Below are 22,778 nucleotides of genomic sequence, written 5' to 3'. Positions count from 1 at the left end.
TTATATGGTGCACCGGGGGGAGTTTTAATTAGTTTCTTAACATGTTGTTATGTAAGGAATTAGTGATTAAGTTTTTTTAATATGCCCCCAGAAATGCCCCCGCGTAATATTCTCGATAAACGGTCGTTTAGGGAGTTGAACTGGCATCCACATATGCAGTTTCGTGGACTGCTCAAGGTCTTGTGTGCCCTGTAGGTGACGGTGTTTGGGTGACTGATAATCGCCTCGGTCGGGGTGGCTGTTGGCCTCGGGCACTAGCAGCGCACACTCTTGCGGCGCGGATGAAACTGCAGAACCTTGCGGTTCGCGGAGTTTGCTCGCCGGCGCGCGGGCATTTTCGATGTTCGCGGATGGCTAATAGCCGTCTAGCTTGCGTTGGCTGCCAGGCGGTCGAGCGCCTGGACGGTGTTGCGCAGGTAACGCTCGACCGCGCTAGGCGCCCCGAGTCTTCATTGAGCGTGCATCGGGATCGGTCAGGGAGATCTGTTTATCCGGTGTTTGGTTGAGCTGAACCTCGATTTCCTTGAGCTCCTGCAGCTCAGCTTTCAAGGTTGCGATCTTGTCGTGGAGGCGTTCGGCTTTGACCTGCGCCACGGGAAGAATGAGCCAGAGGGGCAGTTGACCCGCGGCGTTGAAGCCAAGGCTGTGTCGCTTGGTTGGCAGATGGTCAATCGGCAGCAGTGAGGCCCGATTGGCGACGAATCAGCCAGAGGCAATAAATCAGCAGGATCACCCCCGCGCCAACCAAGGCTGCCGGGCCGCCCACTTGCGCGGCCAGTAGCCCGGCGAGCAAACCGCCGATGGCATCGAAGCCGAAACGGGTGGAGGTATAGAGCGAGACCACGCGTCCGCGCAGGCCTTCGGGGGTTTGCCCCTGCAGCAGGATATTGGTGCCGATATTGCTGGTGGAAATACCGAAACCAAGCACCAGCATGGCGAGCAACGATAGCGGCAGCGAGGTGCTGAGCGCGAAGGTCAGCAGGGCCGCGGCGCTGATGAGCGCGGCGCAGACGATGAGCCGGCTCAGCTCCTCCTGGCCCCTGTGCACGGACAAAAATACCGCGGCCAACAGCGCGCCGCAGCCGGCGGCGCCCCACAGCCAGCCCAACAGGCTGGCCTGGCCGGCGAACACATCCTTGGCGAATACCGGGAGCAATACCGCGTAGCTGGAGGCGGTGAGGTTGATCACCAGCACGCTGATCAGCATCAGGCGCACCTGGCGGTTGTCCTTCACATAGTCTAGCCCGGCACCGAATACGCTGCGCAGCGATCCTTGCTCCCGTGCCGAGGGTTCGATGCGGATGAGCAGCAGGCCGGCCAGCAAGCCCAGGTAGGACAGGGCGTTCAGGGCGAAACAGGTCGCCTCGCCGGTCATCCCCAGCAGCAGGCCGGCCAGCGGCGGGCCGATGAAACGCGAGGCGTTGATCAGCATGGCGTTCAGCGCGAGCGCGTTGGACAGATCCTCTCGCTTGTCGACGAAGCGGCTCAGTAGCGATTGGCGTAACGGGGTATCCAGTGCATTGAGCACGCCGAGCAGGGCCGAGCAGGCGATGATCGACGCCGGGTCGATGAGCTCGGTTGCGCTAAGCACAGCCAGCACGGCGGCCTGCAGCCCGAGCAGGCCCTGGGTCAGCATCAGCAATCGGCGTTTGTCGTGGCGGTCGATCCAGGCGCCGGCCAGCGGCCCCAGCAGCAACTGCGGCACCAGCGCGACGAAGGTGGTGACGCCGAGCAGCGAGGCGGACCCGGTCAGCCGATAGATCAGCCAGGCCAGGGCCACCTGCTGCACCCAGGAGCCCAGGGTCGAAATGGCGTGGCCGATGAAATATAGGCGAAAGTTGCGGTGCTTGAGCGCCCGGATCGCCGGTGGCCAGCCGGCCGAGTGGGAAATGGAATCGTGCACGCTAGGTTCGACGCCAGAAATAGGGGGGGTCCTGCGGCAACGGGGGATTTGTTAAGCGCCGGTCAAGCACCTGCGGCTTTTCCGGTGCGGCGCAACCTGCGTTGCAGGCTGCAAGTCATGAAGAAGAGCCGCGCCCGTATCGGCAGATAAAGGCGCAACTTCTCCGTGCAGATGACCGCAAGCGAATCGTCTGGATCAGTTAGGCCGGTTCGAAGCAATAAACCGCCAACTTATTGCCATCGAGGTCGCGGGCATAGGCGGCATAGGCATTGGCTGCCCAACCACGCGGTCCCGGCTGCCCCTCGTCCTTGGCGCCCAAGCCCAGAGCGACTTCGTGGAACGCATGGACAGCGGCACGGCTCGGCGCCTGGAAGCTGACGGTAACGCCGTTGCCGACAGTAGCCGGTGCGCCGTCGGCGGGTTTGAGGACGAAGAACGCAGGGGCGTCGTAACCCCAGATCGAGCCATTGTCATTCAGGTCGGCGATGCGTTTGTAATCCAGTTCGGCCAACACCTTGTCGTAGAACTCGCGGGCCTTGGAGAGGTCATTGGTGCCAACGCTAACGTGGGTATAGATAGACATATTCTTCTCGGTTTAGTGAGTGGCGGGCACGCGCCCGGTGAATGCAGGCCGATTCGGGTCGGCAGGCAAAGTCAGAAATGAATGACGGTGCGGATGCTTTGCCCGGTATGCATCAGCTCGAAGGCCTGGTTGATGTCTTCCAGCGGCATGCGGTGAGTGATGAAGGTGTCGAGAGGGATTTCGCCCTGCTGCGCCTTTGCCACATAGCCGGGCAGTTCGGTGCGGCCCTTGACGCCGCCGAAGGCACTGCCGCGCCAGACGCGGCCGGTGACCAGTTGAAAGGGCCGCGTGCTGATCTCGGCACCGGCGGGGGCGACGCCGATGATGGTCGACTCGCCCCAGCCCTTGTGGCAGCACTCCAGGGCCGCGCGCATCAGCTGCACGTTGCCGATGCACTCGAAGCTGTAGTCCACACCGCCGTCGGTCAGCTCGACTATGACGTCCTGGATCGGGCGGGCGTGCTCCTTCGGGTTGAGGAACTCGGTGGCGCCCAGTTCGCGGGCCACCTCGAACTTGGCCGGGTTGATGTCGATGGCGATGATCCGCGAGGCCTTGGCCATCTTGGCGCCGATGATCGCCGCCAAACCGATGCCGCCCAGGCCGAAGATCGCCACCGTGGCGCCCTCGCTGACTTTGGCGGTGTTGAGCACCGCACCGATGCCGGTGGTCACCCCGCAACCGAGCAGGCAGACCTTGTCCAGCGGCGCTTCCTTGGGGATCTTGGCCAGGGATATCTCCGGCAACACGGTGTACTCGGAGAAGGTCGAGCAGCCCATGTAGTGGTAGATCGGCTGGCCGTTGTAGGAGAAGCGCGTGGTGCCGTCCGGCATCAGGCCCTTGCTCTGGGTGACCCGAACCGCCTGGCACAGGTTGGTCTTGCCGGATGTGCAGAACTTGCAGGTGCGGCATTCGGCCGTGTACAGGGGAATGACGTGGTCGCCGACGGCCAGCGAGGTGACACCTTCTCCGACCGCTTCGACAATGCCGCCGCCTTCATGCCCGAGGACGCAGGGGAACACGCCCTCGCTGTCCTGTCCGGAGAGCGTATAGGCGTCGGTATGGCAGACACCGGTGGCGACGATGCGCACCCGTACCTCGCCGGCCCGGGGCGGCGCCACGTCTATCTCGACGATCTGCAGCGGTTGGTTGGGCGCGAACGCGACGGCGGCGCGTGACTTGATCATGAGCAACTCCCAGATATGAAGGACAGCTTGTGTGAGGGCAAAAAAACTGCATGGGCACCCGTTGCCGGGGCGCCGAGCGAGAGCCGGCTGCCGGGGCCCACCAGCCGCTAGCCGGCCACCGACAGCAGGGCCGCGACGGCCCAGAAAACCATGAACTCGGGGCCTTGCTTCTGCCAGCGCCAGTTGAAGCCATTGATCTTGATCACCGCATAACTGGCCCCCGCGAGCACGCCCGCGGCGAGAGCGGCAGCGACCTGCGGGTAGATGTTGAACACCAGGCCCAGGCCGGCGATCACTTCGACGACGATGGTCAGCACCACGAAGGCCCGTGCCGGGTGCAAGCCGGCCTTGGCGAAAGTCTGCGAGGCCGGCCCCAGGTTGCGGATCTTGCCGATGCAGTGGGGCAGGAACCAGACGCCGCACAGCACGCGCAGCACGGCCAGGGGATCAAGACTCAGCGCCTCCATTACAGGGCCTCCGCGGCGTGCACGGCCTGCGTTGCGCGTTGCGCCCAGCTACCATCCCAACCCCGGCGGGCACTGTCCTGCGCGGCGGCGTCGAGCAGCCCGGCCTTGACCATCAGCTCCAGCGACTTGTCCAGGGCGGCGGACGGGATCTCCAGCGAGCGGGCAAACGCCGACTTGTCACGCATGTAGTCGAGCGCCCGCTTCGCGTAGGCCGCGTCCGACTGGGTCACCTCCATCATGATCGGCACCAGCATCGCGTCGTTGCTCTCGTCGTAGACCAGCGCGGTGGCCTCGGCCAGTGCGCGCAGCAGGGCCAACACCGCGACCTCGTGGGCCTGCACCCACTCCAGCCGGCCGAGCAGGGCGGTGAAGGCGATCTCAGGCAGGTAGTCGCTGACCTCGCCGAGGTCGCTGTAGCCTGCGTCGATGGCCAGGAAGTTGAATGGCGGCGGCTGCACGGCGGCATCGATGCTACCGTCCTGCAACGCCTTCCAGCGGGCCTGGTGAACGCCAGCCAGGGAGAACGAGTAGTCCTGGGGGTATTGCAAGCCATGTTGGGCGAGCATTTCGCGGGTGTAGATGGCCGTACCTTCGGTGAGCGACGAGGTTCCGAGCACGGTCCCCTTCAGATCCTCGATGCGCTCTATGCCCGCGCGCGCCACCAGGGTCAGCGGCAAGCAGTTGCAGTTGGCCGCGATCAGCCGCAGGCTGCCGCATGCGGCGGCATCGGCCAGCACCCCTTCGGGGGGCGAGATGGCCAGATCGGCTTCGCCGCTGCGCACGGCGGCCGTCGCCTTGTCCACGCTGCCCAGGCGGCAGAGTTCCACCGCCAGGCCGTGGCGTTCGAAGATGCCGCGTTCACGCGCGACGAATACGGGCAGCCAGTTGAAGCCGAGGGCGCCGCCCGCGAGTTTGAGGGGGCTGAGTGAGGCTGTGGGTTGCAGGGTCATAGCAGTCTTCCTGAAGTCGGGTTCGATAGACGAGAGGGCAGGGCTCAGAGATCGAGCACCAGCAGTGGCGAGCGCGCTCTGGAACAGCACGGGGTGAAGCAGTCGTTGGCCGAGCGCTCCCGCTCGGTGAGGTAGCTGTCGCGGTGGTCGGGCTGGCCCTCGAGCACGCGGGTCACGCAGGTCCCGCAAACGCCCTGTTCGCACGACACCGGGATCTCGATCCCGTGCTCGTTCAGCACCTCGATCACGTTGCGCCCGGTCGGCACCGTGTGGATGGCGCCGCCGTGGCCGATCTGGATCTGGAACGCTCCGTCTTCCGCGTCCTGGCTGCGGACGGGGGCGGCGAAGTATTCACGGTGCAGTTGCTCTTCCGGCCAGCCGGCCTGGCGCGCTCCGTCCAGCACCCAGTCCATGAAGCCGCCGGGGCCGCAGACATAGATATGGGTGCCCGGCGTGACCGGCCCCAGGGCCTGATCCAGCACCAGCTTCTGCTCGGGCGCGCCATCGTCCAGGTGCAAGTGCACCTGCGCCGCCAGCGCTTCCTGGCGCAGCCGGTTGGCGAACGCCATGCGTCCGGCCGAGCGGGCCCCGTAGTGCAGGACGAAGTCCGCGCCGCGGGCGGCCAGATGCTCGGCCATCGCCAGCAAGGGGGTAATACCGATACCGCCGGCCAGCAGCAGCGAACGCTGTGCGTCGCCCTGCAGCGGGAAATGGTTGCGCGGGGCACCAATGCGCAGTCGATCGCCGACCTGCAGCCTGTGCACCGCCGCCGAACCTCCGCGCGAGGCCGGCTCCAGCAGCACCGCGATCAGGTAGCGGCCCAGCTGATCCGCCCCCGGGCACAGCGAATACTGGCGGATCAGACCGTTGGGCAAATGCACATCGATGTGCGCTCCGGGCTCAAAGGGCGGCAGCGCTGAGCCGTCCACGGCCGTCAGCTCGAAGCTGCAGATGTCCTCGGCTTCGCTGCGCCGCTGGCTGACCAGCACATCGATCATGACGCCACCTGCTGCTCGATGAGCTGCTGCAACACCCGCCGTGCGCGCAGCGAAGCCGAGTCCGTGGGCAGTAGCACGGGCTTGAGCGCCTCCTGCGGTTGGCCGCCCATGTGCACCGACTGGGCTTCGATCATCGGCCCGTCTTCGGTCTCGAAGGCCGCCTGCAGGCTGGCCTGCAGCTTGGTGGAGAATTCCTGATCCGCAAGCTTGAAGTCGCGCCCCCACTTCCAGAAGTAGTGGCTGGTGTGCGCCGTCTCCGGGGTGATCAGGTGGGCCTGATAGGAGCGTGGCCCTGCCTCGGGCGGTTGCCCGGGGCGGGTGACCCCGATCTCCAGGCGCAGGGTCGAAGGTGCTTCCCATTTGACCAGGGACAGGTGATCTACATGGGTCGGCGCATCGTCGCCGTAGGCGAAGGCAAACAGCCCGCTGATCGGCTCACTCGGGCGCCAGTTGCGCGCCACCACCGTGTTGCCCTGCTGCTCCATCGAATATTGGGTGCGCCGGTTGAAGCCCTCGGTGGCCAGGTACGGGTGCAGGAACTCGGCATGGCTGAGGTCGAGCAGGTTGTCGGCGATGAGCTGGTACTCGCCTTTGACCAGGATGTAGCCCTCTACGCAGGTGTAGCGTTCACTGTCGTCGAACTCCGGCCAGCGCCGCAGCTTGGACTCGTCGGCGGGTTGGTCACCCCACCACAGCCACACGATGCCATCGCGCTCCAGCAGCGGATAGCTGCGCGCGCAGGCCGCCTTGGGGATCTTGCCCTCGCCTATGGGGTTGTGCACGCAGGCGCCCTGTGGGTCGAAGCGCAGACCGTGGTAGGGACAGCGCAAGTCATCGCCAAACACTTCGCCCTTGTGCAGCGGCGCGAAGCGGTGCGGGCAGCGGTCGTGCAACGCCGCCGCGCGGCCTGACGCGCCACGGTACAGCGCCACCGGCTCACCGAGCAGGGTGCGCAACAGCGGCGTGGTGCTCAGCTCGGCGCTAAAGGCGGCTGCATACCACGTATTGGACAGATAGACGGGGGAGGTCATCGCGTTTGTCTCCTTATTTTTATGCACAAAAACAAACATCATGCACAAGTTATCATAAAACACATACCAGGGAAGCGCATCTTGCGCGGAATCCATATGCATTGTAGTATTCGCATACCAGATAGAATGTCAATTGTTTTTCGCTTGCCACTACCCGGTCCTCGACCTCCAAAACAACAAGCAAGGAGACACCCCATGAGCCATCCAACGATGCGCGCTGCCCGCATGCACTCTGTCGGTACCCCGATGACCATCGACACCGTTCCGCGCCCTGCACCCCAGGCCACCGACGTGCTGGTGCAGGTAAAGGCCTGCGGCATGGTGCCCAACCTGGGCAATGTGCTGGCCAACTGGCCGACTTGGTGCCCGCATTTGCCGCAGCCCGAGCTGCCGGCGGTATTCGGTCTGGATCCCACCGGGGTGATCGTCGAAGTCGGCGCGCAAGTGGTCGGCCTCAAGTCGGGCGACCGGGTCTATGTGAGCCCGGTGCGTGCCTGCGGTTCGTGCCCGGCCTGCCTGTCGGACAACCGCGTGGCCTGCGATTACTTCGTGTTCAACGGCTACTTCGGCTTCTCCAAGGACAAGTCGCAAACCATCTACGACCTCTATCCGCACGGCGGCTTTTGCGAATACATGGCGGCGCCGCAGCACGCCATCGTCAAACTGGCCGACAGCATCTCGTTCGAGGAAGCGGCTCGGCTCGGCTATCTGGGTACCGGCTACGCGGCGCTGCGCAAGTGCGGCCCCCTGGCCGGCAAGTCGCTGATCATCAATGGCATCTCGGGCACCCTGGGGCTGGGCATCACGCTGTTCGCCCTGGCCATGGGCGCGAGCCGCATCCTCGGTACCGGGCGCAACCGCGCGCTGCTCGAGCGGGTGAAGGCCCTGGCACCGCAGCGCATAGAGGTGTTCTCCACCGACGACGGCTCGATCGCCGAGTGGGCCCGCAACCGCACCGGCGGTCGCGGCGCGCATTTCATGGTGGATGCCCTGGGCGCGGCCGTCTCCCTGGAGGTGTTCGATGACGCCATGCACGGGGTGGCACGCGGCGGCACCATCGTCAACGTGGGTGGCACGGTGGGCAAACTGCCGATCGATATGAAGTGGCTGATGGACAACTCGATGAAGCTCATCGGCTCGGCCTGGTTCACCTCCGCCGAGGGTTACGATATGGTCGAGATGATCCGCTCGAAGACCATCGATCTGTCCATCCTCGAACACGAAGTCGCGCGCTTGGAGGACATCAATCAGGCGATTTCCGGCCTCGGCGCCCGCCACGGCGGCTTCAGCAACTATGTGATCGTGCCCTGAGGCGTGGATCATTGCGTGCAAGCGATCCCCAGTGGCAATCAGCACCTGCGTACTGAGGAGTCGGTCGTCACCGGTCTCCTCGGTGGCCGCTACGACGTTCTCGGGATCGGCGGCTGCAACTGGCGCTGGCAGAAGCACGGCCCGGAACACATGCTTTTCTGGGCGACGGCCTGCGTCCTTTCGGTACTGGGTTGAAATGATTAAGATGCGCCGGGTGCCAGTCGCCTGGCGCGAATTCCCGCGCTGCGGCGTGGGTATCCAAGTGCAATCCAAGGAGGAAGCGGGTGGCTCGCCTATCCAGAGAAGAAAGCCGTGCGGTGACTAGGGCGAAACTGCTGGAGTCGGCGCGCGCAGTAGTGGCGCGCGAAGGCTATGAGAGCGCCTCCGTCGACCGTATCGCCGAAGAGGCGGGTTTCAGCAAGGGTGCTTTTTACTCCAATTTCAACAGCAAGGAAGAGATCATCCTCGAGTTGCTGGAGACTCATTCGCTGCAGGACGTGAAGGAAATCGCCGAACTGCTCGGCGAGGAGACGGATCCGCAGGCGATGATCGAGATCATCAGCGACTGGGCTTTGATGCGTTCGACCGATCCCAGTTGGGGCCTGCTTGCGCTCGAACTGTTCCGCCGCGCGCGCCGCGACGCCACCTTTGGCGACCGCCACGCCACCCTGTTCCGGACCCAATGGCAGCGCCTCGGCGAGATCCTCTTGCAGATGTTCCCAGAGGGCGCAGCGCCCGCGGATCCGGAAACCCTGGGCGGCCTCGTTTTCGAGCTGACCTATGGTGCCGCCGCCAGTTTCAAGGCCGGGCCGACCGCCGGCGACCTAGTCAGGCTGGCCCTGACCGCGCTGCTGCGCGCCTATGGCGCACTGCCACAGAGCGTTAAGCCCTCTGCCTAGCGACATGCCCTGATTGCCTTCGCCACTGCCCACCAGTGGCACTGCGGGATCGGCACGCTGCGACCACGGCCGCAGTGCCGACCTAGCGCTATGTCGCGTTAGAGCCCGCGGGCCCTGAGCTGCGCATCCAGGCGCGGATACACTCGCCGCGCATTTGCTTCGAAGACCTGGTGCTTGTCCTGCGGCGAGATGGCGAGCGCATCGATATAGCGCCGGGTGTCGTCGAAATGGTGGCCGGTCTCGGGGTCGAGGCCGCGCACCGCACCGATCATCTCCGAGCCGAACAGGATGTTGTCGATGTCGATCACCTCGAACAGCAGATCGATGCCCGGCTGGTGGTAGACGCAGGTGTCGAAGAACACATTCTTCATCACGTGGCCGGTCAGGGGTGGCTTGCTCAGCATGTCGGCCAGCCCGCGGTAGCGACCCCAGTGGTAGGGCACGGCGCCGCCGCCATGGGGAATGATCAGGCGCAACTCGGGAAAGTCGCTGAACAGGTCGCCCTGCAGCAACTGCATGAAGGCCGTGGTGTCGGCGTTGATGTAATGCGCGCCCGTGGTGTGGAAGCAGGCGTTGCATGAGCCGGAAACGTGGATCATCGCCGGCACATCGAGTTCGATCATCTTCTCGAAGAGGGGATACCAGGCGCGATCGGTCAGCGGTGGCGCGGTCCAGTGGCCTCCCGACGGGTCGGGGTTGAGGTTGCAGCCGACGAAGCCCAATTCCTTGACGCAGCGCTCCAGCTCGTGGATCGAGTGGGCGATGGGCACGCCCGGAGACTGCGGCAACTGGCAGACACCGAAGAAGTGCTGGGGAAACAGAGCGACTATCCGCGCGATCAGGTCGTTGCTGGCGCGCGTCCAGGCCAGGCTGATGCTCTCGTCGCCGACATGGTGGCCCATGCCGGCGGCGCGGGGCGAAAACACTGTCATGTCGATGCCGCGCTGTTGCAGCAGGCGTAGCTGGTTGTCTTCGATCGAGGCGCGAATCTCGTCGTCGCCGATCCCCGGGTAGAGGGGCGGCGTCCCCGCCCGGTCCTGGGCGTAGCGGACTTGCGCCTGGCGAAAGGCATGATGCTGTTGCGGTTCGGTCGTGTAGTGGCAGTGGCAGTCGATGATCATGGGTGCTCTCTTCGTCTGGTGCTCGGCAATTCGCAGTGTTCTTGCTAGCAGGCGCCCCGGGGCGGCCTGCGCCCTGAAAGGCCTGCCCGCAGCGGGCATCGCGTGCTGGTGAGATATTGACATACCTGAAGGTATCTGAATACCTTTAAGTATCAGTTCGAGGTTCGGGATTGTCAACGGCCGCGCGAGTTCCGCGCGCAAGGCGGGCGGCGCGGCCACATAGATCGATAAAACTATGGAGTAAGCCGCTAATGAGTCGAGTTCACCGCTACCGAGTCACTCTCGCGCCGCTGCTGGAGGCGGCGAGCGATGACGGCGAAGCCGCGCCGGCGCTGGTATTCACCCATCACAACCATGACGACCTGGTGCAGATCGCCGAGCGAGTTCGCCAGGCGAGCGGTCTCGATGCGGATTCGGCCGCCGCCACTGCGGTGGGCTTGAAGCTGCTCGGCGGGGTCATGCTCAGCGAGCGTGACAACCCGCTGTTCGACGGTCTGCGCCAGCCGCTGCGCGAGTTCATTCAGACACTGAAGGCGTTGAGCAAGCGCGGCTGACGGCCGAGCGCGCAGGGGCAGGGAATGGTCTTGGGTGAAAATATACTAAGTGGTACTTGAATACTTTATGGTCTGTTAATACTATCGGTAGCAGATGCCGCGACAGGTCTACGCAATGAATGCCGAGCCTGGCATCTGGCTCGGCAGCTCCGACGCAGCTTGCGTCGGCCACGGCCAATATAAAGCCGGGACGACTCCATTCACCCGTCTCTGGCCCAACAACAGGAAGCATGCAATGGCAATCGTAGTGACGAACGTGCGTCGAACGGACGAGCGGCTAGTGCTCGGTCTCGGCGAATTGGGTGTGGCCACCGTGCATGAGGCGCAGGGCCGCAGAGGGCTGCTGGCTTCTCACCTGCGGCCTATCTATCGCTCGGCGAAGATCGCCGGCAACGCCCTGACCTGCGAAGTCGCGCCGGGGGACAACTGGATGATCCACGTGGCGGTCGAGCAGGCCCGGCCTGGCGACATCCTGATCGTCGTGCCGACTTCGCCCTGCGAGGACGGCTATTTCGGCGATCTGCTCGGCGCCGCATGCAAGGCGCGCGGCGTGCGGGGGCTGGTGATCGATGCCGGGGTGCGCGATGTCGCCACCCTCACCGAGATGGGTTTCCCGGTCTGGTCGAAGGCGATCTCGGCGCAAGGGACGGTCAAGGAAACCTTGGCCAACGTCCAGGTTCCGGTGGTCTGTGGCGGGGTGTTGATTCATCCCGGGGACGTGATAGTCGCCGATGACGACGGGGTCTGTGTCGTGCCGCATGCCCAGGCCGAGCGCGTGCTGGGCATCGCGCGGTTGCGCGAGGCCGACGAAGGCGAAAAGCGCCGTCGCTACGAGGCTGGCGAGCTCAGCCTCGACCTGAACGACATGCGCCCGCGCTTGGCGCAGAAGGGTTTGAAGTATGTCGTGTTCGGTTCCGAAGGATAGAGCGCAGAGGGATTTGCTCGGTCTGCATTTGTTCACCTTTTCCCAACCTCTCGGAGATGCATTGATGGATGCCTTTAAATCACCCCTGATGCTGGCCGGTCGCATGCTGCTGGCGCTGCTGTTTCTCCTGGCAGGGATCGACAAGCTGGCGGACATCGCCGGCACCGCGGGCTATATCGCCAGCGTCGGGTTGCCGGCGGCGACCCCCTTGGCCGTGCTGTCCGGCGTTTTCGAAGTTCTCGCCGCCCTGGCCCTTGCCGTGGGTTGGCAGGCGCGCTGGGCGGCGCTGAGTTTGGCGCTGTTCACCCTGCTGACCAACGTGCTGTTCCATAACTATTGGGCGTTACCGGACGCTGAGGTGTACATGGCGCAGATCAAGTTCATGAAGAACCTCTCCATCGTCGGCGGCATGCTGGTCGTTGCTGCGCTCGGCGCGGGGCCGCTGAGCCTGGATGCGCGGCGTGCCAGTTCGCCCTAAGGGGCGCGGGCTGACGCCATGCGCCTCCCGCGCGCGAAGCCTGGAATGACTGCCGGCGTACCCCAACCTCGGCGGCTGGAGGCGGTCGCGTAGCCGCCCCCATGCTGCCGCGGGTACTCACCCGACTTCGATTTCGATTGGTACGCCGGACCAGTGCATTTGCCTGTGGCTGATGCTGCTCGACCGGCGCGGTCGAGTCTTGCCCATTCCCTGGCTACAGAAGCGCCCAGGTGCTCCCTCGGCTCGCTGCCGTGCGGTGAGCCAAACCGGCTGCTTGGTCAGTCGGCCTCATGGGCCCTCGTCTCCACGGAGTTTTTTCGCTTGACTTCGTTGGGAAGCGGGAATACTTTTTGTGCATAAAAGATATTTAAAGGCACAAATATAAAAATGATGCACAAAATAAAGGCTCGTACGAACCGCCTTGCCACCTGCATCCGAGGACACCTGTCATGCGTATGAAGCCCGAACTGGAGTTGAGCGAAGTGGACGGCATGTTGGCCGCCGCCGAGGAAGAAGCGCTGCGCAACGGCTGGGCTGTCTCCATCGCGATCGTCGATGACGGCGGGTATTTGCTGGCTTTCCGCCGGTTAGCCGGCGCCTCCAAATCCTCGACGCAAATCGCCGTCGACAAGGCTCGCAGCGCGGCCATCACGCGGCGGCCCACGCGTTTCTTCGAAGACATGCTGGCCTCCGGTCGCACGGGCGCCGCCTCGTTGGCCGGGGTCATCCCAATGGTCGGTGGGCTGCCGGCCCTGTTCGAAGGCCAGGTCGTAGGCGCCATCGCCGTCAGCGGTGTGAAGGGCGAGTTCGACGAGCAAATCGCCGAGGCCGGCCTGGCTTTTCTCTATCGATGTGAAGGTCGCTGACCCCGCACCGCTCCCCACCTGAACGCAGCAAGAGGAATCCAGCTACCCGTACCCCCGCTATTGCGTGCCGCGGCACGATGCAGACCAGCTGTCACAACAACAAAAAAACAGAAGAGGTTTCCATGAAAACGCAGCAAAAACTCCGGGTCCGCTCGGGAACGCCTCCGTACCGGCTCAGCGCCATTGGCGCGACTGTGGCCCTGTGCACGTCGCTCAATGCCTATGCATTTCAGCTCGACACGGGCGTCGAGGACCTCTCGGCGAGTTGGGACAACACCCTCAAGTACAGCAGCGCCTTTCGCGTCAAAGGCCGCGAGGACAATATCGCTGCGGGTCCGGGCACCTCGTATCCGAGCCTCAACAACGACGACGGTGACCGCAATTTCAGCAGCGGCCTGATCTCCAATCGTCTGGATCTGCTCTCCGAGCTGGACATCAAGTACCAGGAGGTCGGCGCCCGTATCAGTGGCGCGGCCTGGTACGACACGGTCTACAACGAGGACAACGACAACGATTCACCGGCCACCGCCAACCAGCTCAGCGTGCGCCACGACCAGTTCACCAAGGACACCGAGAAGCTGCACGGGCGCAAGGGCGAACTGCTCGATGCCTTCGTCTATGGCGCCCGCGATATCGGCTCGACGCGTCTGTCGGCTCGGCTGGGGCAGTTCAATCAGATCTATGGCGAAAGCCTGTTCTTCGGTGCCAACGGCATCGCCAACGCCCAGTCGACCGTCGACCTGATCAAACTGCAATCGGTGCCCGGCTCGCAGTTCAAGGAAATCCTCATGCCGACCGAGCAGGCCTCGCTCAACTGGCAGCTGAGCGACACCGTCAGTGTCGGCGCCTACTACCAGTTCGAGTGGAACAAGACCCGTCTCCCGGGCGCCGGCAGCTATTTCAGCAACGGCGATTTCGTCGGCGATGGTGCCGAATCCGTGTTCATGGGCCCTTGGCAGCTGGTTCGCGGCGACGACATCGATGCCCGCGATTCCGGCCAGTTCGGTGCCCAGGTCAAGTTCAGCATTGAGGACTGGGAGTTCGGTCTCTATGCCGCCAAATACCATGACAAGACCCCGATCTTCTACTTCCGCCCTGCTGCGTTGATTCCGGGTGCCGACGACAGCTACGTGAATGTCTACGCCGAGGACATCAAGGTCTTTGGTGCCAGCTTCAGCACCGTCATCGGCGAGGCCAACGTCGCCGGTGAAGTATCGATGCGTGTCGATACGCCGTTGACCGCGACCGGTGGGGTGGTGGTGACCGGTATGGACGCCGACAACCACTCGAATCCTGCTTACCCGATCGGCAACTCACTGCATGCCCAGGTGTCGATGATCAACCTGTATGGCGGTTCCAGCCTGTGGGATGCCGCGGCTCTGGTGGGCGAACTGGCGTTCAACCGGCGCCTGAGCGTCAAGGAAAACGCCGACCACCTCGATCCCAACGCCACGCGCGACGCCTACTCGCTGCGTTTCACCTTCGAACCGCAGTATTTCCAGGTGATGCCCAGCGTCGATCTGCAGGTGCCAATTACCGTCGGCTACACCCCTTACGGTCGCTCGTCAGTAACCCCGCTGGCGTTCAGCCCCGAGCACGGCGGCGACTTCACCATCGGCCTCAAGGCCGATTACCAGAAACTCTGGTACGCCTCGCTCAGCTACACCAATTTCTTCGGCGATGGCGCCCCGATCATCGATGCCGAGAACCACTACACCTACAAGCAGACGCTCAAGGATCGCGATTTCATCGCCTTCTCGGTCCAGCGCACTTTCTAGTTCCAGCCTTGCTGAGGAAAACAATAATGAACAAGCACGCATTAGTCGTCGCGGCGACCCTCACCCTCGGCCTGGCGATCAGCCAGGCCCAGGCCGCTGTTTCCGCCGACCAAGCCAATGCCCTGAAAGGCATCTTGACCCCCCTGGGGGCTGAGCAGGCCGGCAATAGCGACGGCAGCATCCCGGCCTGGACCGGCGGACTGACCGGCGAGGTGGCCGGCGCCAAGTTCGGCGATGTGCCGGCCGATCCCTTCCCCGGCGAGAAGCCGCTGTTGCAGATCACCGCCAAGAACGCCGCGCAGTACGCCGACAAGTTGAGCGAAGGCACCCTGGCGCTGCTGGACAAATATCCCGACAGCTTCCGCCTGGATATCTATCCGACCCATCGCAGCGCCGCGGCTCCCCAGAGTGTTTACGACAAGACCTTCGCCAATGCCACCAACTGCAAGCTGACCGAGGGTGGCCTGTCCGTCGAAGGCTGCTACGGTGGTATTCCGTTCCCGATTCCGCAGGACGGCAACGAAGTGCTGTGGAACTTCCTGCTGCGCGTCGAAGCCGAGTCGATCGAGATGGGTTACATCAACATGATCGGCAACTCGGACGGCTCACGCACCCTGGCCAGCCGCGGCGTGGAGAACTGGCAATACCCTTACTACTACCAGGATGGCAGCCTCGACAAATGGTCCGGGCAGTACGCCAAGCTGCGCTTTCTGACCAGCGAGCCGCCGTTCAAGGCCGGCGAATCCCTGGTCACCCATGACGGCATCGATCCGCAGAACCCGCGCGAAGCCTGGCAGTACCTGGTCGGCCAGCGCCGCGTGCGCCGCGCCCCGACCGTTGGCTACGACACCCCGGACTTCGTTGCCTCCGGGGCCAACTACTTCGACGAAGTGCATGGCTTCATCGGCCACCCCGACCGCTACCAGTGGAAGTTGGTGGGCAAGAAGGAAATGTACATTCCTTACAACCTCAACAAGTTCCACGCCGAGAAGCGCGACGACGTCTACACCGAGAATGTCCTCAACGCCGACAAGATGCGCTGGGAGTTGCACCGGGTCTGGGAGGTCGAGGCCACGGTCGCACCGGGCAAACGCCATGCGGTGCCCAAGCGTCGCTTCTTTATCGACGAGGACAGCTGGACCATTTCCCTGGTGGATGGCTACGACGCCGAAGGCAAGCTCTGGCGGGTGATCCAAACCCTGCCGTTCGCGGTGCCGAAGATTCCCGCCGTGGTGGTCAAGCCGGTGGTCATCTACAACCTGCAGGCCAACACCTACAGCGTGGTTCAGGGGCTTAACGGCGAAAGCTACAAGGTCATCCCTCGCAAGTCGGAAAACTTCTTCACCGGTAACGCGGTGGCGTCCGGTTCGGTCCGCTAAGCGTCAGGCGCAGAAGGAAAGGCGCGCTCACCCGCGCCTCTCTCCTTTCGATTTTCGAGGTAGACAGTCATGCCAATACGCGCACATAGATTTTCGCAATGGCGCACCTTCAGGTGGGCGATTCTGTTCGCGCTCGGCCTGAACGCCTGCTTGGTCGGCCAGGCGGCAAGCGGTGCCGAAGTGAATACCCAACTGTTCCAACAGCCGTCGCTGCCCAGCGCATTGGCTAGCGAGTCGCTCATGCTCGATGTGGCGCTGGCTGGCCAGCGGCTGGTCGCCGTGGGCGAACGCGGCTTCATCCTGCTTTCCGAGGATGAGGGGCAGTCATGGCGGCAGGTGCCTTCGCCGGTGAGCGTGACCCTGACCCGCGTAGTCTTCCCCAGCGCCACCCAGGGCTGGGCGGTTGGCCACGCCGGCGTGGTCCTGCATTCGTCTGACGGCGGCCTGAGCTGGAGCAAACAACTGGATGGCGAACAGGCCGCGCGCCTGGAGCTCGAGGCGGCGCAGCACGCGCATAGCACCCAGCCCAGCGAGCAGAGCCAGCAGCGAGTCGAGGCGGCGCAACTGCTGTTCGAGGAAGGCCCGGACAAGCCTTTCCTGGCCGTGCATTTCTTCGACGAGCAGCAGGGCGTGATCCTCGGCGCCTACGGGCTGGCCTTCGCCACCGCCGATGGCGGCGCCAGTTGGCAGTCGATCCGCGAGCGGCTCGACAACCCCTCCGCCATGCATCTCTACGATATCCACGAACTGGCCGGCGAGCTGTTCATCGCCGGCGAACAGGGCTTGCTGCTGCGCTCGGTCGACCACGGCCTGCACTTCGCCGCCTTGGAATCGCCAGCCAACGGCACCCTGTTCGGCCTGCTTGCCACCGACGCCCAGGGCCTGCTGGCGTTCGGCCTGCGCGGCAAGACCTACCTGTCCGAAGACCACGGCGACAGCTGGCGCACGGTGCCCAACAGCCTGCCGGTGACCCTGACCGCCGGCGCCCGTCTGGCCGATGGCAGCCTGATGCTGGTCGACGAATCCGGCCGCACGCTGCTCAGCCGTGATCACGGCCACAGTTTCGTCGCTTCCATCCTGGCCAAGCCGGCCTACCTGACCGGGCTGACCAGCAGCGCTGACGGCCAGGTGATTCTCGCCAGTAACCATGGCCTTGCCCGCCTAGCCGATTCATCCGCCCAACGGAGCCCAGGCAGTGAACAGTAAAGTGACGCATCACCAGCCTGAGACCGAAAGCACCCTGTTGCCTTTCGACAAGAATTCCGGAGGCCTGGTCGAACGCCTGTTGTTCAACCATCGTGGCCTCGTGGTCGCCCTGTGCCTGATCGTCAGCCTGCTGCTCGGCATCCAGGCCACCGGCCTGCACCTGAATGCCGCCTTCGAGAAGATGATTCCGATCGGCCATCCGTTTATCGAGAACTACTTCAAGTACCGCGGCCAGCTCGGCGAGGGCGGCAATACCCTGCGCCTGGCGGTGCGCGCCAGCGAAGGCACGATCTACGACGCCGACTACCTGGATACGGTGAAGAAGATCAGCGACGAGCTGTTTCTGCTCAACGGCGTGGACCGCCCCTATATGAAGTCGCTGTGGACCCCGGCCACCCGCTGGATCGGCGTCACCGAAGAGGGTTTCGATGGCGGCCCGGTGATCCCGGACGACTATGACGGCTCGCCGGCCAGCATCGATCAGGTCCGGCAGAATATCGAGCGCTCCGGTGAGATCGGCCGTCTGGTAGCGAGCAATATGCGCTCCAGCGTGATCCTTCTGCCGCTGCAGGACAGCAGCGCCCAGGGCGGAACGCAGCTCGACTATCAGGTACTGTCCAGTCAGCTCGAACAGATCCGTCAGAAGTACCAGAGCGACAGGATTCAGATCCACATCACCGGCTTCGCCAAGGTGGTCGGCGACCTGATCGACGGGCTGCAATTGATGCAGCTGTTCTTTGTCTTCACCCTGGTGATCTGTGGCCTGGTCCTGCTCTGGTACACCCGCTGCGTGCGCAGCACCCTGCTGGTGCTGGCCTGCTCGTTGATCGCGGTGATCTGGCTACTCGGCCTGCTGCCGCTGCTCGGTTACCAGTTGGGGCCCTATTCGATCCTGGTGCCGTTCCTGGTCTTCGCCATCGGCCTGAGCCATGGCGCGCAGAAAATGAACGGCATCATGCAGGACATCGGCCGCGGCGCGGACAAACTGGTGGCCGCGCGCTTCACCTTCCGCCGCCTGTTTCTCACCGGTCTGATGGCCCTGGTGGCCGATGCGGTAGGTTTCGCGGTGCTGATGATCATCAACATCCCGGTCATCCAGGACCTGGCCATCACCGCGACCATGGGCGTGATGGTGTTGGTGCTGACCAACCTGGTGCTGCTGCCGATTCTGTTGTCCTACACCGGGGTCAGCAAAAGTGCGGCCCGGCGCGAAGCGGAAGCCGAACGCCTGGCCATGAGCGACCTGCAGCACCGCCGCCACCCGCTGTGGGCGCTGCTGGACCGCTTCACCGAGCGCAAATGGGCGCGTAGCGCGGTAATCCTCGCCGCCATCCTCGGTGCCGCGGGGTTCGCCATCAGCCTCAACGTCAAGGTCGGCGACCTCAACCCCGGCGCACCGGAGCTGCGTGAAGACTCACGCTACAACCGCGACAACGCCTTCATGGTCAGCAACTATTCCTCGAGCAGCGACAAGTACGTGGTGATGGTCAAGACCCCGCAGTACTACTGCGCGAACTACGAGACCCTGGTCAAGGTCGATGCCCTGGAAGCGCAGTTGCAGCAACTGCCCGGCGTGGTCTCCACCAGTTCGCTGGCGGCGTTGAGCAAGCAGGCCGCCGCCGGGATGAACGAGGGCAGCCTGACCTGGTACGAGATCCCGCGGAACCAGGGCCTGCTGAACGCCATCATCACCCGTGCGCCACGCGAGCTGTTCAACCAGAACTGCGACCTGCTGACCATCAATGTGTTTCTTTCTGACCATAAGGCCGACACCCTCAGCCGGGTGGTTGCGGCGGTGGACAGCTTCGCTGCGGCCAACAACACCGACAGCCTGCAGTTCATGTCCGCCGCCGGCAACGCCGGGATCGAGGCCGCCACCAATATCGTGGTCAAGCGCGCCAACCTGCAGATGCTGCTGATGGTCTACCTGGCCGTGATCACCCTGTGCTACATCACCTTCCGCTCCTGGCGCGCGGTGATCTGCACCGTGCTGCCGCTGATGCTGACCTCGATTCTCTGCGAGGCACTGATGGTCGGGCTGGACATCGGCCTCAAGGTCGCGACCCTGCCGGTGATCGCCCTGGGTGTGGGCATCGGCGTCGACTACTCGCTGTATATCCTCAGCATCACCCTGGCCAACCTGCGCCTGGGCACCTCGTTGTCTAACGCCTATTACAAGGCGCTGCTGTCCACCGGCAAGGTGGTGGTGCTGACCGGTGTGACCCTGGGCATAGCAGTGGCGACCTGGGCGCTGTCGCCCATCAAGTTCCAGGCCGACATGGGCATCCTGCTGGCCTTCATGTTCATCTGGAACATGCTCGGCGCGCTGATTCTGACCCCCGCACTGGCCAGGCTGCTATTGCCTGCATCCGCTCCGTCCCTGCAACCGGCAACGAGGTGATAGCTGCCATGCGCCATTCCGTGACTCTGGATACTTTCAAGGCAATTCTCGGTTTATCCGTAGTGGCCAGCCTCGTCGGCACCATCAGTGCCCTGCTGATCGACGTGCCGGTCTGGGCCACCTTCATCGGCTGGATTGCCTTCTTCAGCCGCGGCATCACTGCACGCGACGGGGCGATCAACCTGACCTGCGTGCTCATCGGCCTGCTCATCGGTATGGCGGCTGCCTATGCCAGTGCGGCGCTGACGCCCTATCTGGGCGCCTGGACTATCGCCCCGGTGGTGCTGATCGCGACCTTTATGCTGCTGTCCCTGGGACTGCTGCCGGTAATCAACAACTTGACGGGCTTTTTCCTGGGGCTGGTCTGTTACTTCGCCTCGCACCTGCCACCGACGCTAGGCACCTTTATCGAGCTGGCCACGGCAGGGGCGCTGGGTGTGCTGGGCGCGCTGATAGCCAGCCTGGTGCAGAAACGCTTGAGTAGGCCAAAACGGCCAACCGCAGAGGTCTCGATCAGCCAGCCTTGAGCTATTCGACACCGTGCTCCTTAGTCAAAGGCCACAAGCCGGCGACCTATGCCGCCACTTTGTTGGCGGCTTTTTTATGTCCTGCACGGCTAGCCTGCAATGGCCGCCTGCAGCAAGCCGGCGCATCTGTGCCACCAAGACCTGCAGGGGTAGGGCTCCTGGCTCGCGCAGCGGTCCTGGGGGCGGGGTCGTGTAGCCATCATGGAGAACGACAATGAAAACGACACGCTTGCAACCCAGGCAGCTTTCCATCGGCACCCTGTTGGCGCTGGGCTTCAGCCTGCTCTGCGGCTTGACCCTGTTGCTGGCCGCTACGGCAGTCTTCAGCCTGCAGTCGGTATTGAGCGGCGAAGCCAGGCTGGCAGCGATCACCGCGACCCATGCGGACATCCTCAAGGCCCGGGTTGCCGAAAAGGCCTATCAGGTCGGCGGGCAGGCGGCAGACCAGGATCGGGTGCTGACCACCATGCAGGCGGTCCAGGCATCCCTCGACCCGTCGCTGGACGGCTCGCCGCGTCTGGCCCAGGCCAGCCGGGATTACTTGGCGCAGTTTGAGAAGCTGGCGGCCACCCACAGTCGAGCCGGCGCGACGCGCGTGAGCATGGACGCCCAGGCCGAGGTGGTGCGGAGCGAATTCGAAGTGGTCGAACAGGACCTCATCGAAGCACTGGCGGCGGCGTTGGCCGAGGGCACGGCCAACGACAGAGCGGTTGCCCTGGCCGACAGCGCGATCGCCCTGATGCGCAAGTTGATGGCGGTGCGCACCAGCGAGCGGGCGTTCGGCCTGCAGCCGAGCCAGGCCCACTATGAGCAGTGGCGGCTGCTTACCGGTGACCTGAACTCCTCGGCCCAGGCGCTGGCCGCCGGTGCCGCCGAGCAGCAGCGCGCGGCCCTGGAGTCGGCGATGCAGGCGCTCGCGCAGTACCGCCAGGCGTTCGACGAGTTTCGCGCCAGCAGTGTGCTGAACCTGCAATCCGAGTCGGCGATGGATACGATTGCCGAGCAGATGCTCAGCGAATCCGATGCCTTGCAGCAGGGCATAGTCGCCGCTCAGCAGCGCCGGAATCAATGGGCCTACTACGCCTTGCTCGGCATGACCCTGGTCGCCGTACTGCTGAGTGCGGGTGCCGCCGTGGTCATCCGCCGGCAGATAGTCGCGCCGCTGCGCTACACCGTCAGCGTGGTGAGCCGGGTCGCCCACGGGCAACTGACCCTGGATGTGCAACACGTCCGTAAGGACGAGCTGGGTCAGGTCATGCAGGCTATGCAGCAGATGACTGGGAACCTGCATGGCATCGTCGGCAAGATCGAGGGCGGCACCCGCCAGCTCAACCAGGCTACCGGCAACCTGACCCGCATCACCGACGCAGCAGCCGAGCGGGCGCAGGCCCAATCGCTGGAGACCGACAGGACCGCGACGGCGATGCTGCAGATGAATGCCACCCTGGGGGACGTGGCGCGCAGCACCGAGCAGACGTTGCAGGCAGCGCGCTCCGCCAAGGAGGGTTCGGCGGCGGGAAGCCGCGATGTGCTGGCGGTGGTGCAGCAGATCCAGCAGCTTTCCGGGCAGATGGAAGAGGCGAGCCTGGGCATGCGCAGCCTGGATGAACAGAGCCTGCGCATCAGCCGGGTGCTGGAGGTGATCCGCGGCCTGGCCGAGCAGACCAACCTGTTGGCCCTGAATGCCGCGATCGAGGCGGCCAGGGCCGGCGAGCAGGGCCGGGGCTTTTCCGTGGTGGCGGACGAGGTGCGCCAGCTCGCCAACCGCACCCAGGCATCCGCCAGCGAGATCGGCGGCATGATCGAAGCGCTGCAGCACGAGAGCAAGGACGCGCTCGGCAAGATCGGCCGGGCGCGTGAGCAGTCGCTACACGCCCAGGCGCTGTCCAGCCAGGCCTGGGCGGCCTTGAGCCAGGTGGCCGAGGATGTGGCGACCATGTACGCGATGAACCAGCATATCGCCGCCGCTACCGAACAACAGTGCCAGGTGGCCGAGGCGGTGAGCCGCAGCATGGTCAATGTGCGTGACAGCACGGAGCAGAACCATGCCTGCAATCAGCAGCTGATAGCCGCCAGTGACGATCTGGTGCGGTTGGGCCAGGAGTTACAACTGATCCTCAACTATTTCAGCTTGACTTGAGAGGCTTGACCAGCAGATCAAGGCTAAATTGCACAAAGCTTGTTTTGCGCATAAAATACAAGTTAATGCAATATTGG

Annotated in this window: 21 protein-coding genes and 1 pseudogene; 13 read left to right on the top strand and 9 right to left on the bottom strand. The window is 64.0% G+C overall.

Annotated elements, in window-relative coordinates; genetic code table 11:
* Positions 1-438: 438 nt before the first annotated feature.
* The 8 genes and pseudogenes from G9C89_RS23635 to G9C89_RS23600 all read right to left on the bottom strand — a co-directional run.
* Positions 439-594 (bottom strand): annotated as a pseudogene (locus G9C89_RS23635) (IS5/IS1182 family transposase); the annotation flags it as partial.
* Between the two features lie 73 nt (positions 595-667).
* Entirely contained in the window at positions 668-1,903 is a 1,236-nt protein-coding gene (locus G9C89_RS23630; protein WP_315852848.1) for an MFS transporter, read from the bottom strand.
* Between the two features lie 199 nt (positions 1,904-2,102).
* Positions 2,103-2,486, bottom strand: coding sequence for a VOC family protein (locus G9C89_RS23625; protein ID WP_172152910.1), 384 nt, complete (start codon positions 2,484-2,486; stop codon positions 2,103-2,105).
* 71 nt (positions 2,487-2,557) lie between these two features.
* Positions 2,558-3,670: an S-(hydroxymethyl)glutathione dehydrogenase/class III alcohol dehydrogenase gene (locus G9C89_RS23620; RefSeq protein WP_172152908.1), complete on the bottom strand. Its 1,113-nt coding sequence runs from the start codon at positions 3,668-3,670 to the stop codon at positions 2,558-2,560.
* Positions 3,671-3,777: 107 nt separating this feature from the next.
* Complete coding sequence (locus G9C89_RS23615; protein ID WP_172152906.1) at positions 3,778-4,137, bottom strand: DoxX family protein; 360 nt, start codon at positions 4,135-4,137, stop codon at positions 3,778-3,780.
* A complete protein-coding gene (locus G9C89_RS23610; protein WP_172152904.1) occupies positions 4,137-5,087 on the bottom strand; it encodes an ABC transporter substrate-binding protein in 951 nt (316 codons plus the stop codon). The genes G9C89_RS23615 and G9C89_RS23610 overlap by 1 nt, the downstream gene beginning before the upstream one ends.
* Before the next feature lie 44 nt (positions 5,088-5,131).
* Positions 5,132-6,085, bottom strand: a complete 954-nt coding sequence (locus G9C89_RS23605) for a PDR/VanB family oxidoreductase (protein WP_172152902.1) — start codon at positions 6,083-6,085, stop codon at positions 5,132-5,134.
* On the bottom strand, positions 6,082-7,116 hold the full coding sequence (locus G9C89_RS23600; RefSeq protein ID WP_172152900.1) for an aromatic ring-hydroxylating dioxygenase subunit alpha: 1,035 nt from the start codon (positions 7,114-7,116) through the stop codon (positions 6,082-6,084). Before G9C89_RS23600 ends, G9C89_RS23605 begins: the two co-directional genes overlap by 4 nt.
* A 195-nt stretch (positions 7,117-7,311) precedes the next feature.
* On the opposite strand from G9C89_RS23600, the gene G9C89_RS23595 reads away from it, so the two are divergent.
* The 3 genes from G9C89_RS23595 to G9C89_RS23585 all read left to right on the top strand — a co-directional run bounded on the left by G9C89_RS23595 (position 7,312) and on the right by G9C89_RS23585 (position 9,326).
* Positions 7,312-8,427: an alcohol dehydrogenase catalytic domain-containing protein gene (locus G9C89_RS23595; protein WP_172152898.1), complete on the top strand. Its 1,116-nt coding sequence runs from the start codon at positions 7,312-7,314 to the stop codon at positions 8,425-8,427.
* 15 nt (positions 8,428-8,442) lie between these two features.
* On the top strand, positions 8,443-8,622 hold the full coding sequence (locus G9C89_RS23590; RefSeq protein ID WP_172152896.1) for a hypothetical protein: 180 nt from the start codon (positions 8,443-8,445) through the stop codon (positions 8,620-8,622).
* Between the two features lie 89 nt (positions 8,623-8,711).
* A complete protein-coding gene (locus G9C89_RS23585) occupies positions 8,712-9,326 on the top strand; it encodes a TetR/AcrR family transcriptional regulator (RefSeq protein WP_172152894.1) in 615 nt (204 codons plus the stop codon).
* Between the two features lie 98 nt (positions 9,327-9,424).
* Here G9C89_RS23585 and G9C89_RS23580 read toward each other — a convergent pair whose 3' ends face one another.
* A complete protein-coding gene (locus G9C89_RS23580) occupies positions 9,425-10,447 on the bottom strand; it encodes an amidohydrolase family protein (protein ID WP_172152892.1) in 1,023 nt (340 codons plus the stop codon).
* A gap of 251 nt (positions 10,448-10,698) precedes the next feature.
* Between G9C89_RS23580 and G9C89_RS23575 the strand changes: the two genes are divergently transcribed.
* The 10 genes from G9C89_RS23575 (at position 10,699) to G9C89_RS23530 (ending at position 22,701) form a co-directional block, all read left to right on the top strand.
* Complete coding sequence (locus tag G9C89_RS23575; protein ID WP_172152890.1) at positions 10,699-11,001, top strand: DUF3861 domain-containing protein; 303 nt, start codon at positions 10,699-10,701, stop codon at positions 10,999-11,001.
* 235 nt (positions 11,002-11,236) lie between these two features.
* A complete protein-coding gene (locus G9C89_RS23570; RefSeq protein WP_172152888.1) occupies positions 11,237-11,926 on the top strand; it encodes a 4-carboxy-4-hydroxy-2-oxoadipate aldolase/oxaloacetate decarboxylase in 690 nt (229 codons plus the stop codon).
* A 64-nt stretch (positions 11,927-11,990) separates the two neighbouring features.
* Complete coding sequence (locus G9C89_RS23565) at positions 11,991-12,404, top strand: DoxX family protein (RefSeq protein ID WP_218575966.1); 414 nt, start codon at positions 11,991-11,993, stop codon at positions 12,402-12,404.
* Between the two features lie 455 nt (positions 12,405-12,859).
* Positions 12,860-13,270, top strand: a complete 411-nt coding sequence (locus tag G9C89_RS23560; RefSeq protein WP_315852847.1) for a GlcG/HbpS family heme-binding protein — start codon at positions 12,860-12,862, stop codon at positions 13,268-13,270.
* A 122-nt stretch (positions 13,271-13,392) separates the two neighbouring features.
* Entirely contained in the window at positions 13,393-15,048 is a 1,656-nt protein-coding gene (locus G9C89_RS23555) for a DUF1302 domain-containing protein (protein WP_256674375.1), read from the top strand.
* Positions 15,049-15,074: 26 nt separating this feature from the next.
* Positions 15,075-16,427, top strand: coding sequence for a DUF1329 domain-containing protein (locus G9C89_RS23550; RefSeq protein WP_172152880.1), 1,353 nt, complete (start codon positions 15,075-15,077; stop codon positions 16,425-16,427).
* Positions 16,428-16,496: 69 nt separating this feature from the next.
* Positions 16,497-17,633 carry a WD40/YVTN/BNR-like repeat-containing protein gene (locus G9C89_RS23545; RefSeq protein WP_172152878.1) on the top strand — a complete coding sequence of 379 codons (1,137 nt, stop codon included), beginning with the start codon at positions 16,497-16,499 and terminating at the stop codon, positions 17,631-17,633.
* Positions 17,623-20,034 (top strand): efflux RND transporter permease subunit, encoded by a 2,412-nt coding sequence (locus G9C89_RS23540; protein ID WP_315852846.1) that lies wholly within the window; start codon positions 17,623-17,625, stop codon positions 20,032-20,034. The genes G9C89_RS23545 and G9C89_RS23540 overlap by 11 nt, the downstream gene beginning before the upstream one ends.
* Before the next feature lie 8 nt (positions 20,035-20,042).
* Positions 20,043-20,561, top strand: coding sequence for a DUF1097 domain-containing protein (locus tag G9C89_RS23535; protein ID WP_172152876.1), 519 nt, complete (start codon positions 20,043-20,045; stop codon positions 20,559-20,561).
* A gap of 214 nt (positions 20,562-20,775) precedes the next feature.
* Complete coding sequence (locus G9C89_RS23530) at positions 20,776-22,701, top strand: methyl-accepting chemotaxis protein (RefSeq protein WP_172152874.1); 1,926 nt, start codon at positions 20,776-20,778, stop codon at positions 22,699-22,701.
* Positions 22,702-22,778 lie beyond the last annotated feature (77 nt).

The organism is Pseudomonas tumuqii, assembly GCF_013184545.1.
Taxonomy (GTDB): Bacteria; Pseudomonadota; Gammaproteobacteria; order Pseudomonadales; family Pseudomonadaceae; genus Aquipseudomonas; species Aquipseudomonas tumuqii.
This window is presented reverse-complemented; position numbering and strand designations above follow the sequence as displayed.